The 26,585-nt window shown below is 62.5% G+C and carries 23 protein-coding genes and 2 pseudogenes; 24 read left to right on the top strand and 1 reads right to left on the bottom strand.

Going from position 1 to position 26,585, the window contains the following annotated elements:
- Positions 1-187: 187 nt before the first annotated feature.
- From FHW79_RS29720 to FHW79_RS33605, 16 genes and pseudogenes are all read left to right on the top strand, one after another.
- Complete coding sequence (locus FHW79_RS29720; RefSeq protein ID WP_149650978.1) at positions 188-913, top strand: DsbC family protein; 726 nt, start codon at positions 188-190, stop codon at positions 911-913.
- On the top strand, positions 913-3,363 hold the full coding sequence (gene traC / locus FHW79_RS29715) for a type IV secretion system protein TraC (RefSeq protein WP_149650979.1): 2,451 nt from the start codon (positions 913-915) through the stop codon (positions 3,361-3,363). The genes FHW79_RS29720 and traC overlap by 1 nt, the downstream gene beginning before the upstream one ends.
- Positions 3,335-3,805, top strand: coding sequence for a hypothetical protein (locus FHW79_RS29710; RefSeq protein WP_183182271.1), 471 nt, complete (start codon positions 3,335-3,337; stop codon positions 3,803-3,805). Before traC ends, FHW79_RS29710 begins: the two co-directional genes overlap by 29 nt.
- On the top strand, positions 3,802-4,320 hold the full coding sequence (locus FHW79_RS29705; protein WP_149650981.1) for a S26 family signal peptidase: 519 nt from the start codon (positions 3,802-3,804) through the stop codon (positions 4,318-4,320). The genes FHW79_RS29710 and FHW79_RS29705 overlap by 4 nt, the downstream gene beginning before the upstream one ends.
- A gap of 131 nt (positions 4,321-4,451) precedes the next feature.
- Positions 4,452-4,766, top strand: a complete 315-nt coding sequence (locus FHW79_RS29700) for a hypothetical protein (protein WP_183182270.1) — start codon at positions 4,452-4,454, stop codon at positions 4,764-4,766.
- A gap of 69 nt (positions 4,767-4,835) precedes the next feature.
- Positions 4,836-5,969: a TrbC family F-type conjugative pilus assembly protein gene (locus FHW79_RS29695; RefSeq protein ID WP_183182269.1), complete on the top strand. Its 1,134-nt coding sequence runs from the start codon at positions 4,836-4,838 to the stop codon at positions 5,967-5,969.
- Positions 5,969-6,991: a TraU family protein gene (locus FHW79_RS29690; protein ID WP_183182268.1), complete on the top strand. Its 1,023-nt coding sequence runs from the start codon at positions 5,969-5,971 to the stop codon at positions 6,989-6,991. Before FHW79_RS29695 ends, FHW79_RS29690 begins: the two co-directional genes overlap by 1 nt.
- A 123-nt stretch (positions 6,992-7,114) precedes the next feature.
- A complete protein-coding gene (gene traN, locus FHW79_RS29685; protein ID WP_183182267.1) occupies positions 7,115-9,871 on the top strand; it encodes a conjugal transfer mating pair stabilization protein TraN in 2,757 nt (918 codons plus the stop codon).
- A 222-nt stretch (positions 9,872-10,093) separates the two neighbouring features.
- Positions 10,094-10,300: a hypothetical protein gene (locus FHW79_RS29680; RefSeq protein ID WP_183182266.1), complete on the top strand. Its 207-nt coding sequence runs from the start codon at positions 10,094-10,096 to the stop codon at positions 10,298-10,300.
- A gap of 328 nt (positions 10,301-10,628) precedes the next feature.
- A pseudogene (locus tag FHW79_RS33050) lies at positions 10,629-10,841 on the top strand (integrase core domain-containing protein); the annotation flags it as partial.
- A 591-nt stretch (positions 10,842-11,432) separates the two neighbouring features.
- On the top strand, positions 11,433-12,935 hold the full coding sequence (locus tag FHW79_RS29670; RefSeq protein ID WP_183182264.1) for a hypothetical protein: 1,503 nt from the start codon (positions 11,433-11,435) through the stop codon (positions 12,933-12,935).
- 17 nt (positions 12,936-12,952) lie between these two features.
- The gene (locus tag FHW79_RS29665) at positions 12,953-13,669 is read left to right on the top strand and encodes a DCL family protein (protein WP_149650988.1); all 717 of its coding nucleotides are present in this window, start codon (positions 12,953-12,955) and stop codon (positions 13,667-13,669) included.
- 119 nt (positions 13,670-13,788) lie between these two features.
- Positions 13,789-14,097 (top strand): helix-turn-helix transcriptional regulator, encoded by a 309-nt coding sequence (locus tag FHW79_RS29660; protein ID WP_149650989.1) that lies wholly within the window; start codon positions 13,789-13,791, stop codon positions 14,095-14,097.
- Positions 14,084-15,313: a HipA domain-containing protein gene (locus tag FHW79_RS29655; protein WP_183182263.1), complete on the top strand. Its 1,230-nt coding sequence runs from the start codon at positions 14,084-14,086 to the stop codon at positions 15,311-15,313. The genes FHW79_RS29660 and FHW79_RS29655 overlap by 14 nt, the downstream gene beginning before the upstream one ends.
- 226 nt (positions 15,314-15,539) lie before the next feature.
- A pseudogene (locus FHW79_RS33045) lies at positions 15,540-15,686 on the top strand (transposase); the annotation flags it as partial.
- A gap of 36 nt (positions 15,687-15,722) precedes the next feature.
- The gene (locus FHW79_RS33605; RefSeq protein ID WP_348984311.1) at positions 15,723-15,884 is read left to right on the top strand and encodes a hypothetical protein; all 162 of its coding nucleotides are present in this window, start codon (positions 15,723-15,725) and stop codon (positions 15,882-15,884) included.
- A 422-nt stretch (positions 15,885-16,306) separates the two neighbouring features.
- Here the strand turns inward: FHW79_RS33605 and FHW79_RS29645 are convergent, their stop codons facing one another.
- Positions 16,307-17,215 carry a hypothetical protein gene (locus FHW79_RS29645; RefSeq protein ID WP_183182262.1) on the bottom strand — a complete coding sequence of 303 codons (909 nt, stop codon included), beginning with the start codon at positions 17,213-17,215 and terminating at the stop codon, positions 16,307-16,309.
- A 410-nt stretch (positions 17,216-17,625) separates the two neighbouring features.
- Between FHW79_RS29645 and ssb the strand changes: the two genes are divergently transcribed.
- From ssb to FHW79_RS29605, 8 genes are all read left to right on the top strand, one after another.
- Positions 17,626-18,153, top strand: a complete 528-nt coding sequence (gene ssb / locus FHW79_RS29640; RefSeq protein WP_183182261.1) for a single-stranded DNA-binding protein — start codon at positions 17,626-17,628, stop codon at positions 18,151-18,153.
- A 97-nt stretch (positions 18,154-18,250) separates the two neighbouring features.
- Complete coding sequence (gene bet, locus FHW79_RS29635) at positions 18,251-19,381, top strand: phage recombination protein Bet (protein ID WP_183182260.1); 1,131 nt, start codon at positions 18,251-18,253, stop codon at positions 19,379-19,381.
- 144 nt (positions 19,382-19,525) lie between these two features.
- Positions 19,526-19,744 (top strand): hypothetical protein, encoded by a 219-nt coding sequence (locus FHW79_RS29630; RefSeq protein WP_183182259.1) that lies wholly within the window; start codon positions 19,526-19,528, stop codon positions 19,742-19,744.
- Between the two features lie 79 nt (positions 19,745-19,823).
- Positions 19,824-20,828 (top strand): lambda-exonuclease family protein, encoded by a 1,005-nt coding sequence (locus FHW79_RS29625; protein ID WP_183182258.1) that lies wholly within the window; start codon positions 19,824-19,826, stop codon positions 20,826-20,828.
- Between the two features lie 89 nt (positions 20,829-20,917).
- On the top strand, positions 20,918-21,868 hold the full coding sequence (locus FHW79_RS29620; protein WP_183182257.1) for a CbbQ/NirQ/NorQ C-terminal domain-containing protein: 951 nt from the start codon (positions 20,918-20,920) through the stop codon (positions 21,866-21,868).
- Positions 21,868-22,665 carry a hypothetical protein gene (locus FHW79_RS29615; protein ID WP_183182256.1) on the top strand — a complete coding sequence of 266 codons (798 nt, stop codon included), beginning with the start codon at positions 21,868-21,870 and terminating at the stop codon, positions 22,663-22,665. The genes FHW79_RS29620 and FHW79_RS29615 overlap by 1 nt, the downstream gene beginning before the upstream one ends.
- A gap of 116 nt (positions 22,666-22,781) precedes the next feature.
- Positions 22,782-24,203 (top strand): DUF3150 domain-containing protein, encoded by a 1,422-nt coding sequence (locus FHW79_RS29610; protein WP_183182255.1) that lies wholly within the window; start codon positions 22,782-22,784, stop codon positions 24,201-24,203.
- Positions 24,204-24,278: 75 nt separating this feature from the next.
- Positions 24,279-26,558, top strand: a complete 2,280-nt coding sequence (locus FHW79_RS29605) for a VWA domain-containing protein (protein ID WP_183182254.1) — start codon at positions 24,279-24,281, stop codon at positions 26,556-26,558.
- Positions 26,559-26,585 lie beyond the last annotated feature (27 nt).

Below are 26,585 nucleotides of genomic sequence, written 5' to 3'. Positions count from 1 at the left end.
GCGCCAGTACAGAGCAGGGGCTCGGCGATGCGCCGGGCCTTTTGCATTTCGGCCTGCCGATGTTTGGTGATGTCAAGTGAGGTGGTAAGCGAGAAAGGCGTTGATTTCCAGCGTCTTTCGACGGCGCGAAGAAACGGTCGAAATGGGTAGCCTTCAAGCCTGAATTTTTCGCACTTGGAGGACCATCGTGCGCGTCGCACTCGGACTTTCGGCCGCTCTACTGGCCCTGTCCTGCAGCTTGGGACCGGCCTCGGCCCAGACCGAGGCACAGATGAACCGCAATGCCCTGACGTCCGGGATCACGGCCATGGAGAAGCTGCCGGCCGGTGGCTTCACCGCCGTTGAGGGCGAAGGCTTCTCGGGCATGGCGTTCCTGTCGGACAACGGCCGCTACGTGATCCGGGGCGAGCTGTGGGACACATGGACCGGAAAACGGGTGAGCACTCTCGCCGATCTCCGTGACAACGCGAGCCGCGTCCAGCTCTCCAAGTTGGGCGTAACAGCCGCAGACCTCGGTGCTTTCCGCTACGGCTCCGGTCCGAAGGAAGTGACGATCTTCGTCGATCCCAAGTGCCCCTACTGCCATGGCATCTTGCAGCAAATGCCGTCGTTGGCGGGCAAGTACACGTTCCAGATCGTCGTCATTCCGGTCCTTGGTCAGGAAAGCGAACGGCTGACCAGGATGGTCTCGTGTGCGACCGACCGGGCCGCGGCGCTGGCGGCGCTGATGGCTGGCCCCATACGCGACAGCCTGCCGCAAGACGACAACTGCAATCTTCTGCCCATCCAGAAGCGTCTCGTGACGGCACAACTGGTCGGCGTGAGGGGAGTTCCCTTCATGATCGCGCCGGATGGTCGGACAAAGGGTGGGCTTCCCCAGGATCTCGACAGCTGGCTGGAGGGCCGGATCTGATGCCCCTGCGTCGAAACTACAGAGCGGACCGCTGTGGCTCACTGCTGATGCCGCTCGCCTACGAGCCTGACAGCCAAATCTTCTACTGTGCGGACAAGACCATCGGCTTCGGCTTCCTGTGCCGGCCGCTCTATGCCGCAGATCCAAAGGCAGCCGAGCGCCTCAACGTGCTGCTCAAGGACGCTTGGCCGACCGACACCATCATCCAATTCATCCTGATCGGGTCGCAGAACATCCAGCCGGCGCTGTACCACATGCGCCAACTGCGGGCAGGCCAGGAAGATCCGTTGCTGCTCGAAACCGTCGAACAGCGCGCGAAGTTTCTGACGGCGGGAGTCAACGAACCGGTCGAGCAACGCAGTGGCCTGCGCGTCCGCGACATCCAGCTCGTCGTCACGGTCAAACTCCCGCTGTCCGGCCATGAGCCCACCCAAGCCGAGATGGACCGCGCCAATGATCTGAAGGTGACGGCGCAGAAGAGCCTGGAGAATGTGCAACTCGCACCGAAGCCTCTCACGTCGCAGGACTGGCTGGACGTGATGGTGCCGCTCATCAATCAGGGCAAGGATGCCTCCTGGCGGTTGGACGGAACTTCCGAGATCGAAACGGACAAGCTCCTGCGCGATCAGGTGTTTGACTATCAGACCGATCTGAAGGTCCATGCGAAGGGGCTGTCGCTTGGCGAAACGCGCGTCCGCACGCTGTCGATCAAGCGCCTGCCGCAGCGCATCTACTTTGGCCAGGCGGTCAACTACATCGGCGATATGTGGGAGGGGATTCGCGGTATCCGCATTCCCTTCATGATCAGCGCCAGCATCCACTATCCAGACCCGCAGAAGGCCAAGGCAGCTCTTTCGACCAAACGGCAGTGGGCGACAAACCAGGCCATTGGCCGCATGCGCATCTTCGTGCCGAAGCTGGCGCAGCGGAAGGAAGACTTCGACGTTCTGTTCGAGGCTCTGGATGACGGTGACCGGACCTGCCGTCTCAGCCTTTCCATGATCCTGTTCGCCGATGACGATGACGCCGCCACGGGTGCTGTCTCGACCGCTCAGGCCTACTGGGGCGAGATGGGGTACAATCTGCTGCCTGACCGGTTCTTCTCCCTTCCGATTTTCCTGAACGCTCTGCCATTCGGGGCGGAGAAGAAGGCGATCAAGGAGCTGTTCCGTTACAAAACCATGGCGACGCGGCAGGCCGTGCCGCTTTTGCCGGCGTTCGGCGACTGGCGGGGCACGGGCACGCCGGTCCTCAATCTGATCAGCCGCAACGGCCAGCTGATGTCGCTGTCCTTGTACGACAGCACCTCGAACTACAACACAACCATCGCGGCGCAGAGTGGCTCCGGCAAATCGTTCCTGACCAATGAACTCATTTCGTCGACGCTCTCGATGGGCGGCCGTGTGTGGGTGATCGATGTTGGTCGGTCTTACGAGAAACTATGCGAACTTCTTGACGGCGACTTTATCCACTTTGGGAAAGGCACCACGATCTGCTTGAATCCGTTCGAGTTGATTCAGGAGATTGAAGACGGTGAAGATTTTGAAGACCAGGAGGACGTTCTTGTCGGTCTTCTTGCCGCTATGGCGGCTCCGACTGAGGGCCTGACCGATCTGCAGACCCAGGAAATGAAGCGGGCGCTGCACGAGACGTGGCAGGCTAAAGGGAACGAGATGGTCGTGGACGACATGATCGAATGGTTCCTGCGCGAAGGAGAAGCCCGCGAGGACACACGCATCAGCGATCTTGGCCGCCAGCTCTACAGCTTCTCGAAAAGCGGTCAGTACGGGAAATATTTCAACGGAAAGAACAACGTTTCCTTCAATAACCGCTTCACCGTGTTGGAGCTCGAAGAGCTGAAGGGGCGAAAGCACCTTCAGCAAGTTGTCCTGTTGCAGTTGATCTACCAAATTCAGCAGGAAATGTACCTGGGCGAGCGCGATCGTCCGAAGCTGGTCATCATCGACGAGGCTTGGGATTTGCTCATGCAGGGCGACGTCGCCAAGTTCATCGAGCATGGCTATCGCCGCTTCCGCAAGTACGGCGGCGCCGCCATCACCATCACGCAAGGCGTTGGAGACCTCTACGCGGCGCCAACCGGCCGCGCCATCGTCGAGAACAGCGCGAATATGTACCTGCTGGGCCAGAAGCCCGAGGCCATCGAGGCGCTGAAGAAGGAAAACCGGCTGCCGCTCACCGAGGGTGGCTATGAGCTGCTCAAGACCGTCCAGACGGTTCCAGGTGAGTATTCGGAGATCTTCGCGATCACCTCGCATGGTGCCGGTATCGGGCGTCTCATCGTCGATCCGTTCCGTCAGCTCATCTACTCGACAAAGGCCGAGGAAGTGAACGCCATCAAGAGCCTGACGGCGCAAGGCGTCCCTGTGCGGGATGCCGTTTACACACTCATTAAGGAGAGAAATGGTGGAAACCGTCGTCTCGCCGCCTGACGCTCAGCCGAAATCCATTACCGCACTTGGCGAGGTGCCGGCTCAGGCCCCAGTGGGCGACCAGCCTCCGCGCCGCAAGCCGGATCTTCTCGACGGCGTGCTGCGCTTCGTGCTGACCGTGGCCGCCAGTGTGGCCGTGGCCTATGTCGGAATGGGGCATCGGGTGGCTCAGCTGGAAGCGGAGCTGGCGGCCCGTCCGCCCGTCATCGTCGTAGATTTCACGAAAATGGCGGCAGCGTTGCAGGGACAAGCTCCTGACATCATTGACACGGCGATGGGCCGGGTCCGCGGTGACATCCGCCGGCTTCAGGAGGAGGGCTATGTCGTTCTGGACGGTCAATCGGTGCTGGCCGCCCCGGACGATTCCATGATGATGCCAGCCTCCATCAAGCCGGCCACGCAAACGGTACCGCAGACTCCCAGCCAGGAGAAGAAAGGGTGAGCGTCACCACGGTGCGCCAACGGGAGCCGTGGGGCCGGTTCGCTCTGAAGGCGGGAGCACTGTTGGCGGCGCTCTTTGCGGGCGGTAGCTACATCACAGACCGCTATCGCATCGGCATAGACCCGCAAATTTCCCGGTGCCTGCCGGACACGCGGGTGGTGCTGATCGATCGCTGGGACCAGGGTGTCGAGCGCGGACAACTCGTCGCCTTCGCGGCGCGCGGGCTCACCCCCTACTTCAAGGATGGCACGACCATGGTGAAGGTGGTTGACGGCGTACCCGGTGATCATGTCGCCGTCGGTGAGGCGTCGATCACCGTCAATGGGAGTGAGGTGGGCGAAGGATTAGCTCTTGCGCGCACCCTCGGCCGTCCTGCAGGCGACTTCGTGCGTGAGCTGGTGGTGTCGCCGGGGGCGGTCTGGGTGATGGGGCGAACCATCGATTCCTATGACAGCCGGTACTGGGGTGAGTTGCCGGCTGCACAGATCGTCGGACGGGCGTACCGCCTGTTTTGACGAACCGCGCAATGGGCTCCATCCCCGTGGTGATCGAACCCAGAGAGTCAGCACCGACATTACCGACACGGCTGAACCGACACGGCTGAAAGGCGACGATTTCCAGCGTCTTTCAGCGGCGCGGAGCGTTGTTGGAAAGCGGTAGTCTTGGCGGCATTGGACGGGAAGCCGTTCCTGATGCTGTCGAGAGTTCGATGCTCGGAAAATTCACCACGCTGCTTCGCCCCGCCCTTAGCTTTGTCGGCGCCTTGATTTGTGCCGCCATGGTCTTGTCCGGCCTAAGATTCTGGTTCGACCTAATCTGGAGCGGCATGGTGAGCACCGAGTTCCCGGCCGCCCTCGCGTCCGTGTCGCCGATAGGCAACGTGGCCCTGATCGCCGTGCTGGGGATACTCATTTTCCTGGGCGTAAGCGACGGCACACCGCCCACCATGCGTAAGCACTGATGCGCTGGTACCGACGTTGACAGAACCCGACAGCACCGGGTTGTTCACCAAATCCATACAGGACCATGCATGCGCAGCCTCGCCCTGGTGATCCTCGGCGCGACCATCCTGGCCATGCCAGCGGTCGCAAGTGACGACGACATTCGTGCCATTGTGGATCGAGCACAGCGGATCAAGCAGCAGGCGACCACGCAGCCGCCGCCGGCCTGGCTCTACGGTAAGGATGCAGCCAATCGACCGATGTCCGTGCCCGAGGCCGGGTCAGGCGCCGCCGAGCCGCCGCCGCCGGAAGAAGGGCGCCGGGTGCAGATCCTCGCATCCTGGGCGCTGGGGGAGTCGGCGCTCAAGGACCTCTTTCGAAGCGTTGCTGGCCGCGATGACGTGCAGGTGCTCTTCCGCGGCGTGCTGCCGGGCGAGACGTTCGGGCAGGGCGTCCGGAGGCTGCACGCCATGCTGCGCACCATCGACCCGCTTCCGAACGTCAGCATCGACCCAATGGTCTTCCGGCAGCTGTCTGTCTCTGCGGCGCCGGTTGTTGCCTTCAACGACGGCACAAAAATCGTTGCCCACGCCACTGGCCTCATTTCTCCCGAGTTCATCAGGGGCAAAGTTCAGGAAGGCGCGACTGGTGATCTTGGGGTCCTGGGCCCCACTGTCACGGTGGTCGAGCCGGACCTGATCGACGTTCTGCAAGCGAACGCCAAGGATTTCGACTTGGAGGGCTACAAGCGCCGAGCTCTGGAAGAGTTCTGGCGCAAAGCCCGTTTCGAGGAGCTGCCCGAGGTGACGGATCGGCGGGAACGCGTGATCGACCCAACGGTCGTTGTCACCAAGCCGATCACCGATGCCGAAGGGCGCGTCCTCGTCGAAGCAGGACGCCGGATCAATCCCTTGGACAAGCTGCCCTTCACGCAGCGCCTGGTAGTTTTTGACGCTCGCTCCCCCGGCCAAGTGGCGGTTGCCGCCAAACTAGCCGCCGAGGTGCAGGGCAGGCGCCGTGTGACGCTGGTGATGACCGCCATGGACCGCGACGGCGGCTGGGAAGGCTTGGACAAGATCGAGGAGAGGGTCGATGGCCCGGTCTATCTGCTGACCCCGGATATCAAGTCCCGCTTCAAGGTGGAGCGGGTGCCGACCCTGATCGAGGCCAACGGTCGCGCCTTTGTCGTTACCGAGATCCCGCCAGAGAAGGACAACCCCTGATGCGCAGCCTCTTTGCCGCCGCCGCGTTGGCCGTTGCTCTGTTCGCGAGCCCCTTGTCGCCTGCGCAAGCCGACCCTGCCTGCCCGAACTCCCAGCTTTTTTCTGGAAAGTTGCTCACCGACATCTGCTGGTCCTGCATCTTCCCGGTGAAGGTCGCTGGCATTCCCTTGGGTGGTGGAAACGGTCGAGTGCCGGAAGGCGCCACCAGCAAATCTGCGTGCTTATGCAGTGATCGGCTGGGAATGCCGAAGCCTGGCCTGACCATTGCCATGTGGCAGCCGGCTCGTATCGTGGAGCTTGTGCGCAAGCCTGGCTGCTCAATGGCGCTGGGCGGCATCACCTTACCGATCGCGCGGCGCATGCAGGGCACGACCGGCGTCTCGGAAGACGACATGGGGGACAGTGCGTTTTACCATTATCACACTTATGCCTTCCCGTTGTTGATCATGTTGGATCTGTTCGTCGACAATAACTGCGTTGCCGACGGCTTCTTCGACTTTGACCTCATGATGATTTCTGAGTTGGACCCGACGTGGAACAATTCGGAGCTCGCCTTCTTCACCCAGCCAGAGGCGGCGGTCGTTGCCAACCCCATCGCGCAGTCGGCGTGCGTGGCGGACGCTGTCGCGGCGACGGCGGGCCGACCCATCACCAAGCTGTTTTGGTGCCTTGGTACGTGGTCCACGTCGATCTACCCGTTCAGCGGCTGGGATGAAGCATTCGGCGGGCTGGCGGAGAACACCAATGTTCTGGCCGCGCGCTCTATCGCCGCCGCTCACCGCCGCGGTCTGTCGTGGCGCACCATGGGAGACGATGCGCTGTGCGGCGGGCGCATTGATCCTATGTTTCCGAAGTCTCAGTACCGTTGGAGCATGTTCTTTCCGCTACCAGAGGCAAATGGTGACCATGTCACCGGCGAATCTGATTGGAAATGGGGAATGGGTAAGCAAATACCCGGCGTTGGAGAGGACAGCATGTTTATTCTCTGGCGCTGGGTGGATTGCTGTTCATCCTTCATGTAAATAGCGTCGCAAGTGTAGCTGCAATTCGCGCAACCATGCGTGAAATGAAAGCGATCTGAAACTCGCGTCGCGACCAACTGACCACTCGGTCCTCTCTTCGCCCACTGCTCGCATGAGACGCCCATGAAGTCCTTACGCTCGTCGTGGCTGGCTCAGCCGATCACGGCCATCATCGTATCGGCGATGCTGACGGTCCAGTTCGCATCTGTGGCTTTGGCTGACCCCATCGCAGTGGGTGCGGCCGCCGGCCGGGCAACCGGTTCATCGCTGCCAAACGTCAACGACCTGTTCTCCGCTCAGCCGGACGGCCAGGTCACCCTTTGGCCGAACGCCAGCAAACCGCTGTCTTTATCGTCCGGAGAAGTGTTCCCAGGCTCAGCGGGCCAGAACACCGAGATCATACAGGGCTTATATGGAAACGAAACTTCCATGCGGCAGGCAGGCACGGCTGCCCATATGCGGTTGCAGATGGAACAGAGCAGGACTGGTGACGCCTACCGCACCGTAGTTGGTTCCACAGGGGCGTCCAGGCCAGACCTCGCGAATGACCCGGTGTGGAATCAATCGGATTTTACTTGGAACAATCTACCGGCAGACTTCCAAGACTGTTCCACGGAGACGACCTTTTCGAAGGGTTCGTTCGCTGCGCACGTTCCCGACTACAAGACTTGCGAACGGGTTGCCGACGAGACGCGCCAGTGCACGCTTATTCATACCTATAAAACAGGAATCATCGATCACAAGTCAGGCCCACTTAACCTGTCGTCGTGCGGTCCAGGCTGTCTTCACGTTTGGATCGGGACCGTTGGTGATAACTACTGGGCAGGCAACTGCTCTATTTTTGAAGAGGCGATTTCGGTCGACGTATTCAATCCAGATGCCCTGCTTTCCGCGACCATTGAGTATGCGAAGTGGGATGATTACATGCAAATTCTAATCAACAAACAGAAGGTCTGGTCTGGACCCAACAACAATTTTCCTCCTGAAACTGCCGGGCAATGCGAGCTGGCCAACAGCTGGGCGCTCAATCCCAATGTCGACGTCACCAGCTACTTCAAAACAAAAGGGCCGTTGGAGTTTCGCACCCGCACCTCTGTCACCGGCAAAGGTGAGGGGTACGCACGCATCAAGGTCATGTACGACCCGAGCAAGATCCTCGCTGTGGACGAATACTCGCCACCTGACTGCGAGCGTTCCGTGAAGGGCATGGCCGACAAATTCTGCACTGGTACCTACCAATGCTTGGACATGCCATCGATTTCAAACTGGGGCCAGACCTGCACCACGGACTCTGAGGGCATCGAAACCTGTACGCCTGATGACGAGCCTGCGGACAAGTGCGCGATCATTGACGGCATCGAGATGTGCGAGTCAAGGATGCCATCGATCCATCCTGGCCTTTCGCCGCTTTGCCGCAAGGCATCGGTCAGCGCGAAGTGTGAGTTCTGGAAGGGACCGATGGACTGCTGGACGGACGCGCAGGGCAATCAGCAATGCCCTACCAACGCCGGCACGGAGACCAACAGCTGCGCGGCATTGGAAGGCAATCCAGGCTGCGGCTTCATCAAGTCAGGATGTGTGGGCAACGCGCAGGGCGCGTCGGGGCAGTGCTATGTCCGGGAGGAAACCTGGGACTGTGGCTATGATCGTCAAGTTCCGACGGTCACTCGTTCAAGCCAAACGAGTTGCCCTGGACCAATCCGCTGCATGGGAACCGACTGCGTGAACCCGCAGGCGGATCAAAGCGGTGATTTTGCTCGTGCCGCGGCAACCCTTCAAGCCGCACGCTTTATGGCGATGGATGCAGATTGCGGCGAGGACACAATCGAGGCCAACCGGACGTGTGAGGTGTTCAAGGGCGAGGCCAAATCATGCAAGAAGGCGGTGGGGGGCATCGTTGATTGTTGCTCCTCGCCGTCTACCACGTCGCTCGGCGACTACATCTCCCTGGTGCTGGCGGTTGGCAAATTGGACAGCGCCGTATCCGCGCTCGACAAGAGCAATGCGTTGCGGGGAGCTTGGCAGTCGCTCTCGGAGCCGATCAGCAATGCCTGGACGGAAATCAACAAGCCGTTCGTGCAGGGCTGGGAGAACATCTGGGGTGGGACGGAGTCGGTGGCATCGGACGCCGCTTCGCAAACACTCCTGAGCACGGTGCAGCAGGAGATCCTCAATCAAGTCGGGGAGTGGACGGCCCAGATTTTCGGTGACGCCGCGGCGAACAGCCTCTTTTCTGTTGCCGAAACTGGGGCCTCGGCATTTGCCGGCGGCACGGCGCAGGGATCTCTGCAACTGGGCGGTGGCCAAGCAATCATCGGGACGGCGCTCGGCTGGATCATGTGGGCGTACATGATCTATCAGATCACGATGATTCTGATCCAAATCATTTGGGCGTGCGAGGAATCTGAGTTCGAGCTTAATGCAATGAAACAGCTTAAAAACTGCCACCATGTGGGCAGCTATTGCCATACAAGTGCGGCGGGCGCATGCATCGAGAAGCGGGAAAGCTACTGCTGCTTCAACTCTCCTTTGAGTCGGATCATTCAAGAACAGGCAAGGCCTCAGCTGAATCTTCCCTGGGGAGAGCCAAAGAGCCCCAACTGCCGAGGCATCTCCACCGAGGAGATACAGGCTATTGACTGGTCGCGGGTGAACTTGGACGAATGGCTGGGAATTTTGGCCGAGACCGGCCATCTTCCGACCGAGTCCAACGTCAACATCGAAAGGCTCACCGGCGCGGGCAGCCAGCTCAACCTCGGAACTCGTATCGATGCGTCCGAGCGCGCGAAGGAGCGCGTGGGAACCGTCAATGTCGACAAGGCTCGCCAGGACGCGACGACCAACCTGAAAGCCCAGCCGTTGCCAGGTCGTGCTTTTTAGGGCAGATCAAGCCAGCTCGGAGAAGCTGACAACGCCGTTGAAGGTGGGGCTGCCTAGCGCTGGCCGTCCCACCGAGTGGCGGCATCCTCGTAGTCCCCGACAGATCAGGTTGATCTCCACGGTTGGCCAACTGGTAAGTGCTGACCTCAGGCGCCGCTGCAGCGATCGACACTGCATCCAAGCTCTGCAGCTGGCACACTGCTGGTCCAGGTCCTCCGGCTGGTGGACGTCGTCGGCGCCGACGTGATGCTGGTCGAGACGGCACCTTCGGCTGCGGTCGACGCGTTGATCGGCGCCGTACTCGATGGTGCCGGCTTTCCGGCCGGTCCGCCAGAGCTGGCCGCTTCCAACGCCAAGAGCAGTCACCAGCTCGTCCAGGCCCTCAAACCCGCCGACAAGATCGAAAGGTGGCAATCTTGTCGCGACTGAGCCCGTTCGGCACTTGGCTGGGGTCCACCGGGCGATGCGAAAGTCCGCCACTTCAGGCTATTCCTGCGAACACCGTTCCGGATAGAATGCCTTGGTGTTCAGGTGGGCTGCCGAAACCACTTGGTCATGCGGACGCGGCGGCCCTTTCCCTGTCCCTAAGGGCCGCCGTTCATCCCGCGAAGTCTGCGAATTCTGGATATTCGCATTTCGCGGTTGATTTGACCTTCAACGAAGCAGGGCCTCGACGGCCGCCTGTGGTTGATCGGTGCCTCGCTCGATGGCGTCGATCAGGTCCGCCAGCTTCTCCAGGTCCAGCTGCTTCACCGCCGACGCCTTTGAGAAAACGTGTCGCGACCTCGGCATCGCACACCGCCGCACCAAGCCCTACACGCCCAAAACCAACGGTATGGTGGAGCGCTTCAACGGACGCGTCGGCCACGACGTGCTCGTCATCACCGTCGGCACCCACCGCTCGCTGGAGCGCCTGCTGCAGGGCTACAACGTCACTTACAACACCCGCCGGCAGCGCGTGCTCGAGGGCAAAGCGCCCAACGACATCGTCAAGGCGCGCCTACGCCGCAAGCCCGAACTGGCCAATCCTCATCACCGACCGCCTGACGATCCCTGTCGCCTCCCCAAAGCGATGGTAGTGGTCGAACGCGCCAAGAAGGTGTCGCATCCGGACAGCTAGGCGACCAGCTCACCGCCGGACCGGCGGCGATCTGGTTGTGGCCAGCAGGGCAGGGGCGGCACCCGTCTCATAATGGGACGGCGCCGCCGATAAGAAGGATGGCCAGCACCAACCCAACCCGACGGCCGCTACTCCCTCCAGGTCCTGCTCCTCGGTGCCGTCGACGCCGGACTGGGTAACCATCTCGCTGGCGGACCGGCGGCGCCGACCTGGTTCTGGCTGGCCTCGTGAACAGACGCCCGGATGCCGACGCGATCCGCAATCGCTGCTCCGCGGCCGCGTACCGCAAACCTTTCCTCCTCGGTCAGACACACCTTTCGAGTAACGTCATGCAAACCTGTTCGGGATGTTGATCAAAAACTGGCGACTGGAAAGGACGCCCCCGTCGGTCCGATGTAGATCTCGTTCGTCGCCACGAGCGACGGAACGAAGGAGACAGAGATGGCGGAACATCCGAATGAGGACGAGGGAGGCATGGAGCCGGGGCGTCGGAACACGGGCGAGGGCGACACGGACGGTGCGTGGGCGGGGCAAGGCGCGCGAAAGGACCGGGTGGACCAAGCCAGACTGGACGCCGAGACGGAGCGGAGGGCGGACCATGTGCGGCGGACGCTGAGGGGACTGTGCAAGCTGCCTCGCGAGGCGGCCGTGCAGATGGCCCGGAATATGGATCCTATGATCGGGGCGGTGAAGAAGGTCCGCAAGAACGGCTTCACACTCGGCGATCTTGTCGTCCGGTCCGGGATCGGCAAGAGCGGCGACGAGACCCGCTTGGGCAAGTTCCGGCTGTCGAGCCGTTCAAAGAAGGAGGCCGAGGGCAACATCAGCGTCAACCCTAGTCACTACCTCAACCTTGCCGAGGAGTGCGCGAAGATGACGGATGGGTCATTGGACGAAGCCGTCCTGGCCCTGGTCGACGGCACCTCCTTCCATCCCGCCGTGTCCGGCGTGTCGGTCGAAGGCTTCAACCGGGCTCACGAGCTGCTGGGACACATGGTCGCCTCGATCGCGCAGCGACATGACCTCGACTGGTACTTCGACGAGACCGCGCGCCGCGACGCCTTCCGGACGGGCAACAGTGAGTCGCTGGACGAAGGCTGGGTCCTGGACGGCGCCATCGGCATGCCGGTGTTCAACTCACCGGGTGTCAGCCTGCTGCACAACGTCGTCAGCCGGACACCGGGCGAGATGCTCGGGACCGACGGGCACTGGTACCCGGTGGACGTCCTCGTCCTGGAGCGGGTCCGCTTCGGGATCGCTAAGCTGCGGGGGGACCTGAAACCGACCGGCTACTTTTTCCTGTCCCCGTGGCTTGGCTTGACCGAGCGCGGCGGCAGCATACTGGAATTCCTCTCCTTCGGCGTGCCACCGGCCGTCCAAGGCGAGTTCTCGGCGCATTTCATGCCGGTCCTCAAGGAAGGCCACGCCAAGTCGGTCGCGCTCCGCTTGCCACCCCGACGCAGCATGTCCCTGGGGCCGTACCATCAGTTCTTCCCTTGGGAGGGCGAAGACCTAGATGTCGGCCTGACTGAACGCCTGTCCCTGAGCGGGGTCGAACGGGTGCTGGGGGGATCGGAGTTCCTCGTGGTGCAGGGCTGGGGCGATCTGGCGGAGGAGGCGGCTCCCGGCATCACTGAAGCGCCGCCGGACACCGCCGCCGCCCGCGTCGAAGCGCTCATCCTCTTCAGCTACGCGTCGGTCTCCATGAAGCGGGCGCGTGGTGGCGACACCATCCGCAAGGCGCTGGAGGACGACGCGCGGGAACACGTCGAGACTTTCAAGGCATTCCTCGCCCGCCAGCGTGAGGAGGCGCGGGAGCGCGCAGCCCGGGTGGTGGACGAGATGTACGAGCGACCGGACCCCGGAATCCGTAGCATTTTCGACGTCGTCGCGGTCTCTGCGAAGGACTGCGATCCAGCCGTGGCCGACGCGGACAAACACTAAGACACAAGGACAAGCACATGCCACGCATCGCAATCGAGGTTGGGTCGCTCCTGTTCCCGACGAAGTCGGCCGCTGTCGCGCACTTCAAGGTTATCCTGCACGCGCACCCCGTCGGCGAACGCATCCCTGAGCCGTACGCCACCGAACTCGACTGGTTGCTCGACCGCCATCCAGAAGTCGAGCAGAAGCGCGGAGCCGGAGTCGTCGGTTTCCGCACTATGACCGGGCTGTACGGGACGAAGTGCTTCGTCATCGACCGGGTAGACGAGAGCTCGACCGACTTCTCCTATCTCTCGTGCGTCGACGGCAAGGCGCCCACGCCGCAGCAAGAGATTATCCAGGCCATGCGGGCCGAGGTTCGAGGCGACATCCAGGACGCCAAGCGCCGCCATTTCGCCGCGCATGCGGACGCTGAGGGACGGGTGGCCTGCGCGATCACCGGCGACCGCGTCGCGATCGAGGAGTGCCACGCCGACCATGCGCCGCCGAGGACGTTCTCGACGCTGGCCCTGGCTTTCCTGAAGGCGCGGCGGATCGTGCCGGATCGCTCGCAGGTGACGGCTCCCGCCGACAACCAGATGGAGCCGCGCCTGCTTGATCGTGCTTTGGCCTCGGACTGGCGCGAGTTCCACCGGGAGATGGCCGCCATCCGCATCGTCACCCGGCGCGCCAACATGGAGCGGAACGCCGAAGCCAAGGTCCGCAAGAAGGACAGGCAGTTGATCTTGGGATGAGGCGCCCTGCGGCACCCCGGCAAAAAACGTTCGGACTTGCGACGCCTCGCATAACTAGGTTGACGAGAGGCCCCTTTAAGACACATAAATTCGTGTAGTGTGTCTTAAAGGGGTCTTCAATGAAGAGGCCGGTGCTTCTGAGTTCACCCGAGGCGGATGCCTTGGAGCGCCTGGGCAGGCGAGTCAGGTTGGCCCGCCTGAGGCGGAACCTGTCGCAGGATGAAATGTCCGTGCGGACCGGCGTGACGAAGAAGACCTACATCGCACTGGAGAAGGGTAAGGAGACGGTGAACGTCGGCCTGCTGGTCAAGGTCATGTCGGTCCTCGGCTACGTCGACCGGCTGCCCGACATGCTGGCGTCGGATCCGCTGGGCGAAGAATTGGAGGAGATCCATGGGAGGAAGCGGGGCGGGTATGTGGAAGGTTGACGCGGACGGCCGTCTGATGGAGATGGTTGTCTTCGCCGACGTGGACGGGGCCCCTGTCCCGGCGGGCGTCCTGTCGTTCAAGGGCGTTCCGGGACGGATGCGGCAGGGCGTCTTCCGCTACCACGAGGCGTGGCGCTGCCGTCCGGGGGCGAAGCCGCTGGCTGCGACCGGACTGCCTTTCCGGCGTTCGTTCCAGAGCCTGCCGCCCCACGAAATACCGTTGCCCTTCTACGATGCATCCCCGGATGGCTGGGGGAAAGCGATCCTCTCCATGGCCTATCCGGACGTCCAGATGGCGGCGCCGGAGTACATAGCGGCCGCCGGTGGGGATCGCATCGGCCATCTTCGCTTCGGTCCGGACGACCGGACACCAGAGATTTGGGTCCCGGCCAAAGCCATGATCGACGTGCCGCGGGACGAGGACGACCTTGAGGGGCTGGCCGACGCCGCCGACGCGGTCGAGAACGGCGTCGCGACCAGGTCGCACCTCGCCAAGCTGCTCGACAGCGGCGCCGATATAGGAGGAGCGCGGCCGAAGGCCAGGATCTTCGCCGACGGTGAGCGGTGGATCGTCAAAATGCGGGCGAGGGACGACGCATTCGACCACCAGCGCGTGGAAGCGGCCTGCCTATCCGTCGCGCGGGAGGCGGGCATCGAGACCCCCGACCACAGGGTGATGGAGGTTGCGGGACGCTCCGTCCTTCTGGTGAAGCGATTCGACCGCACGGGAGTCGTGCGTCACGCTTACACCAGCGCGGCCACCGTCCTCGGCCAGCCGCCCGGAACCTACGGAGCATCTGGCGCGTCCTACGCCGACCTCGCCATCGCTGCCCGTCGCGCGGGCATCGCCGACTGCTCAAAAGCGCTGTTCGAGCGCCTGTTGCTCAACTGCTTCCTCAACAACACGGACGACCACCTGCACAACCACGGCTTCATCGACGACGGCGGAGGCTGGCACCTGTCGCCAGTGTTCGACGTGGTGCCGCAGGCAGGACGCGCCTTGGTCTTGCGCCCCGCCCGCGGCCGGTCAGCCGAGGCGGATCCGTCGAAGGCGCTGGAGGCGCACGAGGCGTTTGGGCTGCCCAGCGAAGAGGCTGAAGAGTGCTACGAACGCATCCGAGCGGCCGCTGTGAGCTTCCCCGAGTGGCTCGACCGCCACGAGGTGTCCGCGACGGACCGCGAGGTCGTCTTGCGCAGGATCCCACACCTGCCGTAGACGGGGTTCCCCGTCCACGCACTGGACCGCTGACGGCTGGCACGCAAGCGAAAACGACCTGTCTCATAATCGGAGGGCGCTGCGGTATCAAACATCACTTCCCATCGGCGACTGGCGGGACGGCGATGGCGGCGTTGCTCTGCTCCCCTGAAACTCCTCCACCCTAAGTTAGTGTCCGTCGAGCAAGGAAACGGACATGAAGAAGAGCCGGTTCAGCGAGGAATAGATCATCGGAATCGTGCTCGAGCAGGAAGCCGGCAGGCCAACGGCGGAGGTCTGCCGCACGCACGGGATCAGCGAGGCGACGTTCTTCCGGTGGAAGGCGAAGTACGGCGGTCTGGAGGTGTCGGAGGCCAAGCGGCTGAAGAGGCTGTTCACCTCGCTCGTCCCTGCCCGTGCCGTCCTGGCGGTGTGGCACAGCGATGACAACCACGTCCGACCGCATTCCGGCCTCGGCAGCGCCACGCCGTTCAAGGTCGCCACGCGGGTGTTGCCGAAAGCGGGGCCGGGGCATGCCTCGGTTGCCTTCAACGCCCGTTCAGGACATCACATGAGGGGACTCCCACTCTGAGCGGAGGAAACTTGAGGAGCAGGTCAGCGGGATTTTCACCAGTTCGTATGGCAATTGCGAGCCCATGTCTGTCTGGAACTCGCACAAAGCCATGATCGCAATGGCCAGTTCGTCGACGTTCCACCGGAACATCAAACCAGAAGGGCGTGGCCCGAAGACCACGCCCTCCTTAGGTGCATCATGAAAAGTGTGTTCCCCAACACACTACCCCGTGAAGGGGTGTGAGCAAGATATTGAGGCTTTGCGCCTCGCGCAAGGCCCAAATATCTTCAGCGCCTCGCCTTTCAGATTTATTCTCTTATCGTCCGACTTGGACGCTGGGCCGGAATGATGAGGATTGCTGTGGCTCGAGGGCTTCCACGAGAAAAGGGAGCCTCACGCAGGGCTCCCTTCTTGTGAAGCGGCGGATAGTCGAGCGAGGGTCACTCAGCGGCGGTCGCCATCGTGGTGTCCGGAGCGGTATCCGCGCTGCTCGGGTCGGCTGCAGCAACGGCGGCCATAGCGACTGCCACCGGAGCGGGACCGGCATTCACTTCTTCCGTTTGGGTCGCCGGCGCCTTGCCCTTGGCGGACCGCTTGGTTTGGCTGCCTTCCCCATCGGCCTCCGCTACCGTGGCTGTCTCCGTGTCGCCGACGATGTTGCGGACCTCCTCGCCCTTGTTTTTGCGGACGGCCGCGGCGCGAGCCCGACGTTCCAGCGCGATGACGGCGTTGCCCAAGCGCACGAGGCGGCGCTGCCATTCCCAGGTGGCCGTGGCCTTCTGCTTTCCATCCATCAGGCCGGCGAACCAGAGGCTGTCCACCAGCCGGATAAGCTTGTCGTAGCCTTCCAGGAGAAGCAGAAAGCGCATGGCCTGTGGCGAACTGACGTCGAGTGGCTTGGAGATCGGCTTCGAGTACTCGGGCGCGATTTCGACCATCCCCGATGTGTGCACCGCTTCGAGCCGGGCGATGGCGGCGCGGAGCTCTTCCTCCTCGGTCTTCAGGTAGGTGTTGATGATCTCGGAGACGGCCTCGGCTTCTTTTGCATCGCCGATGATGCGCAGAACCACCTCGGTGATGTACATCGAGGACATGGTAGTCGCAAGGATACGTGACTCCACCTGCTGGGCCTGATGGGTCTTCAGCTCGAGAGTTTTGTGCACGACCGGCGTGGAGTAGTCGTTATGGGTTCTCGGGGGGCGGGCCGTGGAACGGCCTTTCGGCGTCTGCCGGCCCGCACCGGCGGAACGTTGCGTAGCCTGGCCGTTCTGGGCGGTTTTCGAGTTCGTGGCCGGACGGGGCTGGGTCGGCGCAACCGACTGTGCCGGCTGCTGGTCGGCGTTATCCATGGTGGAAAATACTCCGGGGAGTGGTGGACCTGTACTCCACAGCCTAATCAACCGAAGGACTTTCTCGCGCCGTTGAAAGACGCGCAAAATCGGCGTCTTTCGGGCCTATCGTTCTCCGCGTCGGGGCGCTACATTGACCGCACTTAGCTCCGCTTGCTTGATGCAGCGATGCCAAAGTGTCCGGCTTTAGCTGGGGACCTAGTTGGGGTCCTTAAACAACCAGCATGTAGCTCGCCGGTTCGCCGCCGAGATGCGATCCTAAAGGATCTCGCACCGTGACCGGGCATCCGGTCTTGGTTAAGGTCCACTCATAACTCTAAGCTTGAACTTCCCCAACCAGCACGGACACGTCTCCACCCTGGCGGGGGAGAAGTTCCGTGCATCGAAACCTGCATAGGGTGAGGTGCATCATGAACATCTGGCATTTTAATGGTCGTTTGGGCCGCGACGCCGAACTGCGCACCACGCAGAGCGGCGACAAGGTTCTCAGTTTTGCCGTCGCCAACGACGTTGGCTACGGCGACAGTAAGACGACACAGTGGGTCGATTGCTCCATCTGGGGCCGTCGCGCGGAGGCTTTGGCTCCCGTCCTCAAGAAGGGCAGGGAGGTCTCGGTCGCCGGCGAGGTGACGCTCAGGGAGTTCGAACGACGTGATGGGACCACAGACAAGGCCCTCACGGTCCGGGTGCTCGAGCTGGATCTGCACGGCGGGCAGAGTCAGGGTCGGGAAGCCGACAACGGCGCTGGCAACGGTCGCAGCAATGGTTCGACCAACACTGGACGCAACTCCGGCGATTCAGGTCCCCAGGGTGGTTCCAACCGCCAGGGTGCCCGCGATCGTCAGAGCGGACAGGCTCGCTCGGGTTCCCAGAACCCGCCGCCTCGCGGTCAGGGCGATGCCGCTACCGGTGAGGGATGGAGCGATATTCCGTTCTGATCTGGACTGAGAATAGACGTTATCACAACCCCAAGGGGGCGCTTCATGCCCCTCAGGGGGAAGTAGCGCCCTCTCATGCTTTTGAGAGGGATATCAGATGGGCGAAGTTATTTCGCTACAGCCTCGGATCGCGTATCCGGCGGAAGCAAAGAATTACGGGGTCAATGAGGCGACCTGGCGGGTGCTGGTGGAATCCACCTTCCCGTCGGCCAAGTCCGCCGAAGGCATTTTGCTCGCGGTGGCCTACTGCCAAGCCCGTAAGCTCGACATCATGAAACGCCCAGTGTCGATCGTGCCGATGTGGAGTTCCGCATTGAACCGGTACGTGGAGACAGTGTGGCCTGGCATCAACGAGCTGCAGACCACGGCCGCCCGGACGGGTGAGTTTGCCGGCATCGACGCCCCGATCTACGGGACAGAGATGACGGAGACGTTCACCGGTCTGGTGAAGGACAAGACCGAGACGGTCACCCTCAAGTTCCCTGAATGGTGCGAGGTCACCGTGTATCGCCTTGTCGGCGGTGTCCGGTGCCCATTCACCGCGAGGATCTACTGGATGGAGACCTACTCGAGGAAAGGCTCTCGAAGTGTTCTTCCCACGGAAATGTGGGTGAAACGACCGAAGGGGCAACTCGCAAAGTGCGCGAAGGCCGACGCTCTGCGCGCCGCATTCCCCGAGGAATGTGGCGGCTACAGTGCGGAGGAAATGGATGGCAAGGTGATCGAAGCCGATGAGGCTGACATCTCGCGTCGCCGCAAGCAGGAAGCCTCGCAGTCAGCGTCCGTCACGGACATCGACCCGGAAACGGGCGAGGTTCTCGACGGCAAGCCGGTTACCGATGAGAAGCCCGATCTGTCTCAGGTCGGCGCCGATGTGAAGGAACTGGTTGGAAAGCTGGTCCGCCGGGCGCTTCCCAACGGTGCTTGGGAAACCGCGATCGGGTATGCCACAGAGAAGCTGCAGGGCAATGACTTGGTCTATGCCAAGTACGCTTTGCGGCAGGCCGAGCGGTCCGAGGCCGTCCCCGCTACGGTGCGGTCCAACACGATGGAGTTGATCCAGCGTGCCGGTGTTGCCGGCGCCTGGAGGGGAGCGAAGGAATATCTGTCCAAGCTCCACAAGGACGGTAAGCTCAACGGGCTCGAATTCGAGTACGCGCAGACCGCCCTCGAACTGGCCGAGGCGGAGGCCGCTGCCACCGCCGCCGCCATGCAGGAAGCTGTGTAGGCGTTTTCCATGTCCAATCCCGACCGGGGTGCTCATGTGCCCCAGCTGGGGCCATGACGCCTTGGCGGGGTTTCCCCGAGGAGGCGAACATGCGTCCCGTCGTACGAAGCGGCACCGTAAGGCTGCTGCGTAAAGGAGGCATTCATGAGTATGGACAGTTCTAACTCGGTTGCATTGAAGGGAAGAGCTGCAGGCCGCGAGGCCACCACGCGGATCTTCACCTTTGACGACATCACCGAGATGAGCGCGGCTGCGCTGCGATCGGCTGGCGTAACCGCGATCCGGCAACTGCCGGACGCGCATTACGCTCGCTACTACCCGTCCTTCCGTCTCCGTGACAACGGCGCCGGCGGCATCGCGTAGCATCACGACGACATCCCCGCTGGGGCGCACGACGCCCCATTCAGGGGAGCGTGCGCCTCCGCCCTTGCAGAGGTGCATCATGAAGATCGTCAACCTTCGCCAGGGCTCAGCCAAATGGCTGGCATGGCGTGACCAAGGCGTGTCGGCTTCCGACATTGCCGTCGTCCTCGGCATCAGCCCCTACAAATCGCCATGGCGACTGTATGCGGAGAAGGCCGGCAAGGTTCCTCCGGAGGATTTGAGCGGCAACATGTTCGTCGCTCATGGCAAGCGTTGCGAGCCCGCGCTTCGTGCGTGGTTCGAGGTCAAGCATGACACATTGCTTTTCCCGGCCTGCGGCGAAGCCGACCATCCATACATCCGCGCCAGCTTCGACGGCCTGACCGACGACGGTGTCCCCGTCGAGCTCAAGGCCCCGAGCGACGCGGTTTTCGATGAGGTGGTTGCTCTGCGCGAGGACGCGACAGCCTACCGTCTCTATTCCTGCCAGGTGCAGGCCCAGATCTTCGTGTCCGGCAAGGATCACGGCTATCTGGTGTTTGGCCGGGTGGTCGAGAAGGAAAACGGCAGCCTCGTCGTTGACGAAGCCGTCGAATTTCGCATCGACCGGGACGAAGCGTTCATCGCCGAGATGCTCCAGAAGGCCGATGCCTTCATGGACTCGGTAAAGACCGGCAAGGAGCCGAGAAAGGACCCGGCCCGCGACGTCTACTCTCCAGTGTCCGACGAGGACATGCAGGAGTGGGAGGCTGCCGCGACCGAGTACCGCGATGCCGAAGCGAAGATCGAATCCCTCAAGGCGCAGATGGCTGCGCTGACCCAGACGCAAGACAACGCCAAAAAGCGGATGCTCAAGCAGATGGGGCAGTTCGCCCAAGCTGACGCCCTCGGCATTCAGATCACGCGCTTCGTCTCGAAGGGCCGCGTCAACTACCCGGCGCTTCTCGAGCATCACAAGGTCAAGGTCAGCGACGCCGATGTGGACAAGTTCCGTGGCACCTCTTCGGAGAGCGTCAAGGTAACGGTCAAGAAGGCGAAGCCGGCAGAGGTCAAAACTGTGTCCGCGGTGGCCGCCGCCGCGTAATTCCCAGTCAAGCTCATCCCCACTTGGGGCGCAGACATGCTCCCCTCAGGGGCATGGTGCGCCCCGACTTCCCCAAGAAAGGGTGCATCATGTTTAAGAACTTCAGCGTTCGTAACACGTTCGATCAGCCGAAAGCCCCCGAGCAGTTTACCGTCGAGGGCTTTGCCGACGACACGAACCCTCTCATCCCGAAGCGGGACGACCTTTATGTGTTCGACCGCATCAAGCTGCGAGACATTCTTGCCTTTACCTCTGATCCCATGGGGGATGCCATGTGGATCGGCGGCCCGTACGGGGCAGGCAAGACGTCCATCGTCACCCAGACGCTCGCGCGGCTGAATTGGCCGACGATGTGCTTCTCCTGGCACAAGCGCCGCGAGTTCGCCGACCTGGTTGGGCACCAAGCTATCGTCGGTGGGCAGACGAAGTTCGTTCACGGGCCGCTGCCCGTCTGCATGACCCACGGCTACGCTCTCGTCATCAACGAGGCGGACCGTGGCGACGCCGGCGAGTTGGTGGGACTGAACGATATCTTGGAAGGGTCACCTCTGGTGATCCCCGAGACCAACGAGGTGATCCACGCGCACCCGAAGTTCCGGCTTTTCGTCACGGCGAACAGCATGGGGTCGGGCGATGCCACGGGTCTGTATGCCACCAGCATCCAAGTCCTCGATCCGGCCTTTCTGGACCGCTTCCGCTTCATCAGCGTGGATTATCTCGAGCCGGACATTGAGGAATCGATCCTGGGGCGCGTGGCGCCGAAGGTGCCGCAGGCAATCCGGGAGAACATGATCAAGGTCGCCAACGAAATCCGTCGCCTTTTCCTGGGCGGCGATGACGGTGGCTCCGAATTGTCGCTCACCATGTCCACCCGCTCTCTCGTGCGGTGGGCGCGGTTGACGGTGGCCTTCAAAGGGGCACCCAATGCGGTCGGCTTCGCTTTGGAGCGTGCCTTCAGCAACCGGGCAGAACCCGAGCAACAGCAGGCGATCCACCGGATCGCGGCTGATGTCTTTGGTGATCTCTGGGAAGCCAACTGATGGCGAGCGAACGTTGGCTGTTGGCGCGGTTCAACCGCTCCGACGGCACCTCCAAGGATTGGGCGATTGCCGTAATCGGCGGAGAACTGTTCGTGCGCTTTGGCACGACCGGACAGGCCATGCAGAAAAAGGCCATCGCTAAGTCGTCCTGGAAATCCAGTGGCGCGGCGGCGGAGGGGCGGCGGCGTCTGTGGGAGCAGTCAGAACAGGGCTATGAAGTCCTGGGAACCTGCACCTTCGGAACCGACGGCAAGGCCACCGATCTGCACAGCAGCCCGGCTGCGGAGATTCCTGTAGCCGAAGAGGCGACGTCTGGGCCGACCCCCATGAAGGACGCCGACATCTTCTTCGAAATCACCGCGGTCTCCTGGCAGCGGCTTTTCGAAGTGATGGAGGAGGCCGTTGAGCGGCTCTCCGACCACTACGAATGCCGGTGGAGCACCCGTGAGGGGCTTCCGACCGGGGTTCCAGTGATCGAGGGTTGGACGCCGGCATTCGACGGCCACACTGGCGTCGGGAAGGTGCGACACGCTGGTTCGCTGCGGCGGGCTAACGGGGTCGCCGCACTTCTTTTCCTCCTGACCATGCGGCTGCTCACGTCTTCGGATGTGACTGTCAACGTGGTCAAGGCGGACGGTGGAGACATCGGCAAGGACCTGCGCAAGGAGGCGGCTCTGCTCGCCACCTTCGAATCCTCGGTCGATCTCATCACTCCGGCCGCAGAAGAGGCGGGGCTGATCCCGAAACGGATCAGGCTTTCGCAAATCGACACCGGCCAAGCCGACTATTGGTTCTGAGCGGGCTCCCCACCCGTTCTACCACCCAAATCATCCTTTCCCCAATGGGGCGCGGTTCACTTCGCCCCACTAGGGGAGGAGTGGGTTTGCGCCTCGTTTTTTTTCGAGGCTGCATCATGAAGACCCTTGATAAAGTTGACATCCTCTCGCTGGGCGTGACGATCTGGACCGGGCGCAAGAAGCTTCGGGCTGAAGATTTGAACCTCGGCGTGGGTGGTGAACTGCCCTCCGAAGACGTTGCGAGCCTGGGTTCCAAGAAAGTCATGAACCCTGAACGGCTCAACGTCTTCCACAAGCTGAAGAAGCAGATGGAGCGCCTCTTGGAGAGCGCCGGCATCCGCTTCCTCAGCGGCTACGCGATCCCCCGTGAGAAAACTGAAGCGGTCACCCAGGCTCTGGATAAGATCATTCAGGAATTTCTCGAGGAGAAGAACACCTTCCTGGCCGAATACGACAAGGAGGTGGAAGAGTGGGTCGCCAAGCATCCCAATTTCGAGGACGCGCTGCGTCGGGCCATTGAGCCCGCCTCGGCGGTCGGTCACCGGCTTTGGGCCGATTACAGCACCTTCCGGATCTCGCCGGCCGACAAGAGCGGCTCGCTGAACCGCGAGGTGGCGCGCATGGGCAATCAGCTGCTGGCTGAGGTCGCCCAGGAGGCCAATGAACTCTATGAGAAGTCGGTGGCTTCCCGGACGGAAAAAAGCCTGTCCCGGCGTATCGCAGGTCCGCTCAAGCGGATGCGCGACAAGCTCGACGGGCTGTCCTTTCTTGATGGCGCCGTGGCTCCAATGGTGGCTGGCATCGACGAGTTGATCGCCAGCTTCCCGGAGAAAGGCCACATTGAGGATGGCGTCTATCACGAGGTTGTTGCGAAGATCCTGATCCTGTCGGACCCCGACAAGATCCGCTCCTACGCGGCAAGCCGCCCGGCCACGCGTGGCATCGGCGATCTCTTTGCCTCAATGGAGGACGGGGACATCGGCGATCCCGATGATGATTTCCCGGACGAGGAGGATGAGGACGAGCCGGAGGCTGTCGTCCAAGTCACAGCCGCGCCAGTGGAGGAGACGAAGGCCGAAGGGCCGACGGATTTCTCCATCTTCGATGGCTTGTTTGGTGAGGGCAGTGATGCCGCTTCCCCGGACGACGCCGATGCTGCTGCCGAGGAGCCAAGCTCCGAAGCTGCCGCGCCGGTCGAGACCGAGGAGACAGTCCAGTCCGATCCCGTCGATAAAGCCGTTCCGGCCGCTACGGTCGAAGCGGAGACGGTGGCGGATGAGAATGGACCGGTCGCCAAACCGGAACCGGTTCAGCCTGAAGCCGCAGAGGCGTCGGACAAGGATGACACCGTTGCTGCTCCCGAGCAGCCGGCCGACACCGAAGCTCAGCCCGACGCCGATGAGGCGTCGGGCGAGGCCACGGTGGACGATGCCGACGACACCTTCGAGGCGGACGAGGAGGATGATAGCGGGGACCTCCCCGACATGATCCCGCCGCAGGCCGCGCCGGTCGAGGCTGTCGAATCCTACTTCTTCTAAAGAACCCAAGGCGGGGGAGTATTTCTCCCCCGCCAAGGGGGGCTCCCTTCGCCCCCCAAGGCGAAAGGCAAAACAATGACGGTCCAACAGACCAATCAAGGGACGAACCAGGCTGCCAAACCGGCCAGGCTCTCCCGCAAGGCTCGCACGCTCTACAACTCGCTGCCCATCGTGGCGGCGGCGCTGGGAAAGAAGTTTGGGGTTCAGGTCATCGTCTCCGGCAACGAGATGAAGACCGACGGCCACCGGATTTATGTGCCGGCGTTCGACCCCGACGAGCCGGACCTGTGCGATCTCGCCTATGGCGTCATCGCTCACGAGGCCGGCGGGCACATCCAGTTCACGGACTGGAATGTGGTCGATCGTGCCTACAACCAGCCGCTCCGCCGGGAGATGCTGAACATTATCGAAGATGTCCGGATCGAAGCCGCGCTCGCCGTGGACTATCCAGGCACTCGCAAAACCATCGCCAAGGTGTTCGACTACCTGATCCGCCGTGGCGAGATAAGGGCAGCCAACAACCAGGAGCATCCGGCCGAAATTTTGTCCCGCTACTGCCTTTTCCGACTGCGAAGCGACATCCTGGGCCAGAAGGCTCTGGAGCCCTTCGCGGACCAGAGCGAGGCTGTAGCAGCACAGACATTCCCGGCCGGTGCGATGGTCAGGCTCCACGCCTTGCTTTCGGAGGTGAAGAACCTGGAAAGTACGGCGGACGCCCTCGAACTCGTTGATCTCGTCCTCACTATGCTCAAGCAGGAGGAAGAGAAAGCCCGCCAGCAGCCCCCGCAGCCGCCGCAGGGGAACGAGCAGGATGAGAACGACCAGCAGGATCAGGGTGCCCCGCAGCAGCAGGGTGGATCTGGGTCTGGCAATGAGCAGGACAGCCAAGGCGACGACGACGGCAACGATGCCGACGACGGCTCGGGCAGTACAAAGAAGTCCTCGGACAACACGTCCAAGGATGATGACGCCTCCGACGATGACGGCAGCAGTGCCGGCGGCACCGGTGGCGACGGTGGTGAGGATCAGGACGACAGCGGGCAGTCCGGATCGGGTTCAGGCACTGACGACGACCACTCCGGCGACGGAGAGGAAGGCGATGACAGTGATCAGGATTCCGGAGAGGGCGACGATGCCGACGACACCGACGCGGCCAACCAATCCGGCGACGGAGAGAGTGACGACGACGGTGATGATGGCTCACGGTCGGGTTCGGACGCTGACGACGATGCCGATGACGACGGCCAATCCGGTGACGGAGAGGACAGCGACGACGGTGCCGACGGGCAGGGCTCCGACAAAGGCGACGAGCAGGACGGCAATCAGGGTTCCAAATCGCCCGGCAGCGATGCCGGTGACGCAGGAAACTCTGGCTCCGACGTGGGCGGCGATTACGATCCCAACGGTGCCGACGCAATAGCGAAGGCCCTGTCGGCTTCGGCCAACGATGTGAAGTCCACAGACCTCTTCCAGAAGGCGGCCGCGGATCTGTCCAACAGCGCTGCCAAAGCGCCTGTCCAGAGTCGCGTTCCGGCTATGGCTCAGCCGCAGGCGATGGAGGCTAATCCGCTCATCGGGCAGGGAATCGTTTCCCGCGTCCGCAGCACGAGCGGTCGGGTGCGTGCGCAACTGCTGGGGCTGGTGCAAGCCAGTCAACGGGAGGACGAGGTCACTCGGCGGCGTGGCCGTGCGGTGAACGGGCGGAAGATCTCCCGGATCATAACGGGGGACACTCGGGTCTTCACGCAGCGCACGGACACCCGTGCCCCCAACTCCGCGATCCACATTCTCGTGGACCGCTCCGGCTCGATGGCGGCTCGCACCGCACACGTCGCTGGAGGGGCCAGCCGAAACAGGCTGGACGTGGCGATCGACAGTGCGGTTGCCCTCACAACGGCTCTCGAAGCCATCCCGGGGGTCAATCCCGCGATCACGGCCTTTCCGGCGTCCCGGACAGACTATGAGCAAGATTACCAGCGCGCTATCGGCGTCCTGCCTCTTCTGAAGCATGGACAGAAGGTGCGTCAGGTGATCGGCAACTTCGCGGTGGCACCGGCTGGCGGCACTCCTCTGGGTGAAGCCATGTGGTACGCCGCCGCGCAGCTGGTCAACACGACCAAGGAAGAGCGCAAGCTCCTCCTCATCGTCACTGACGGCGAGCCGAACAACCCGGATCAGGTCATCGACATGGTTCGGCGTTGTCAGGCCTCGAACATCGAGGTGATCGGCATCGGCATCCAGATCGACCGCGTTCGTCAACTTTTCCCGACCGCGGTGGTGATCCAAGACATCGCCGAGCTGCGAAGCGCGTTGTTCGAGATCACGCGCAAGGCCCTCACGGCAGCGGCTGCCTAGCAGCCCTGCCTTATTCTCAGCAACCCC

The organism is Azospirillum sp. OGB3 (assembly GCF_014192915.1).
Taxonomy (GTDB): domain Bacteria; phylum Pseudomonadota; class Alphaproteobacteria; order Azospirillales; family Azospirillaceae; genus Azospirillum.
Note: the sequence above shows the minus strand (reverse complement) of the source record. Positions and strands in the feature narration are given on the sequence as shown.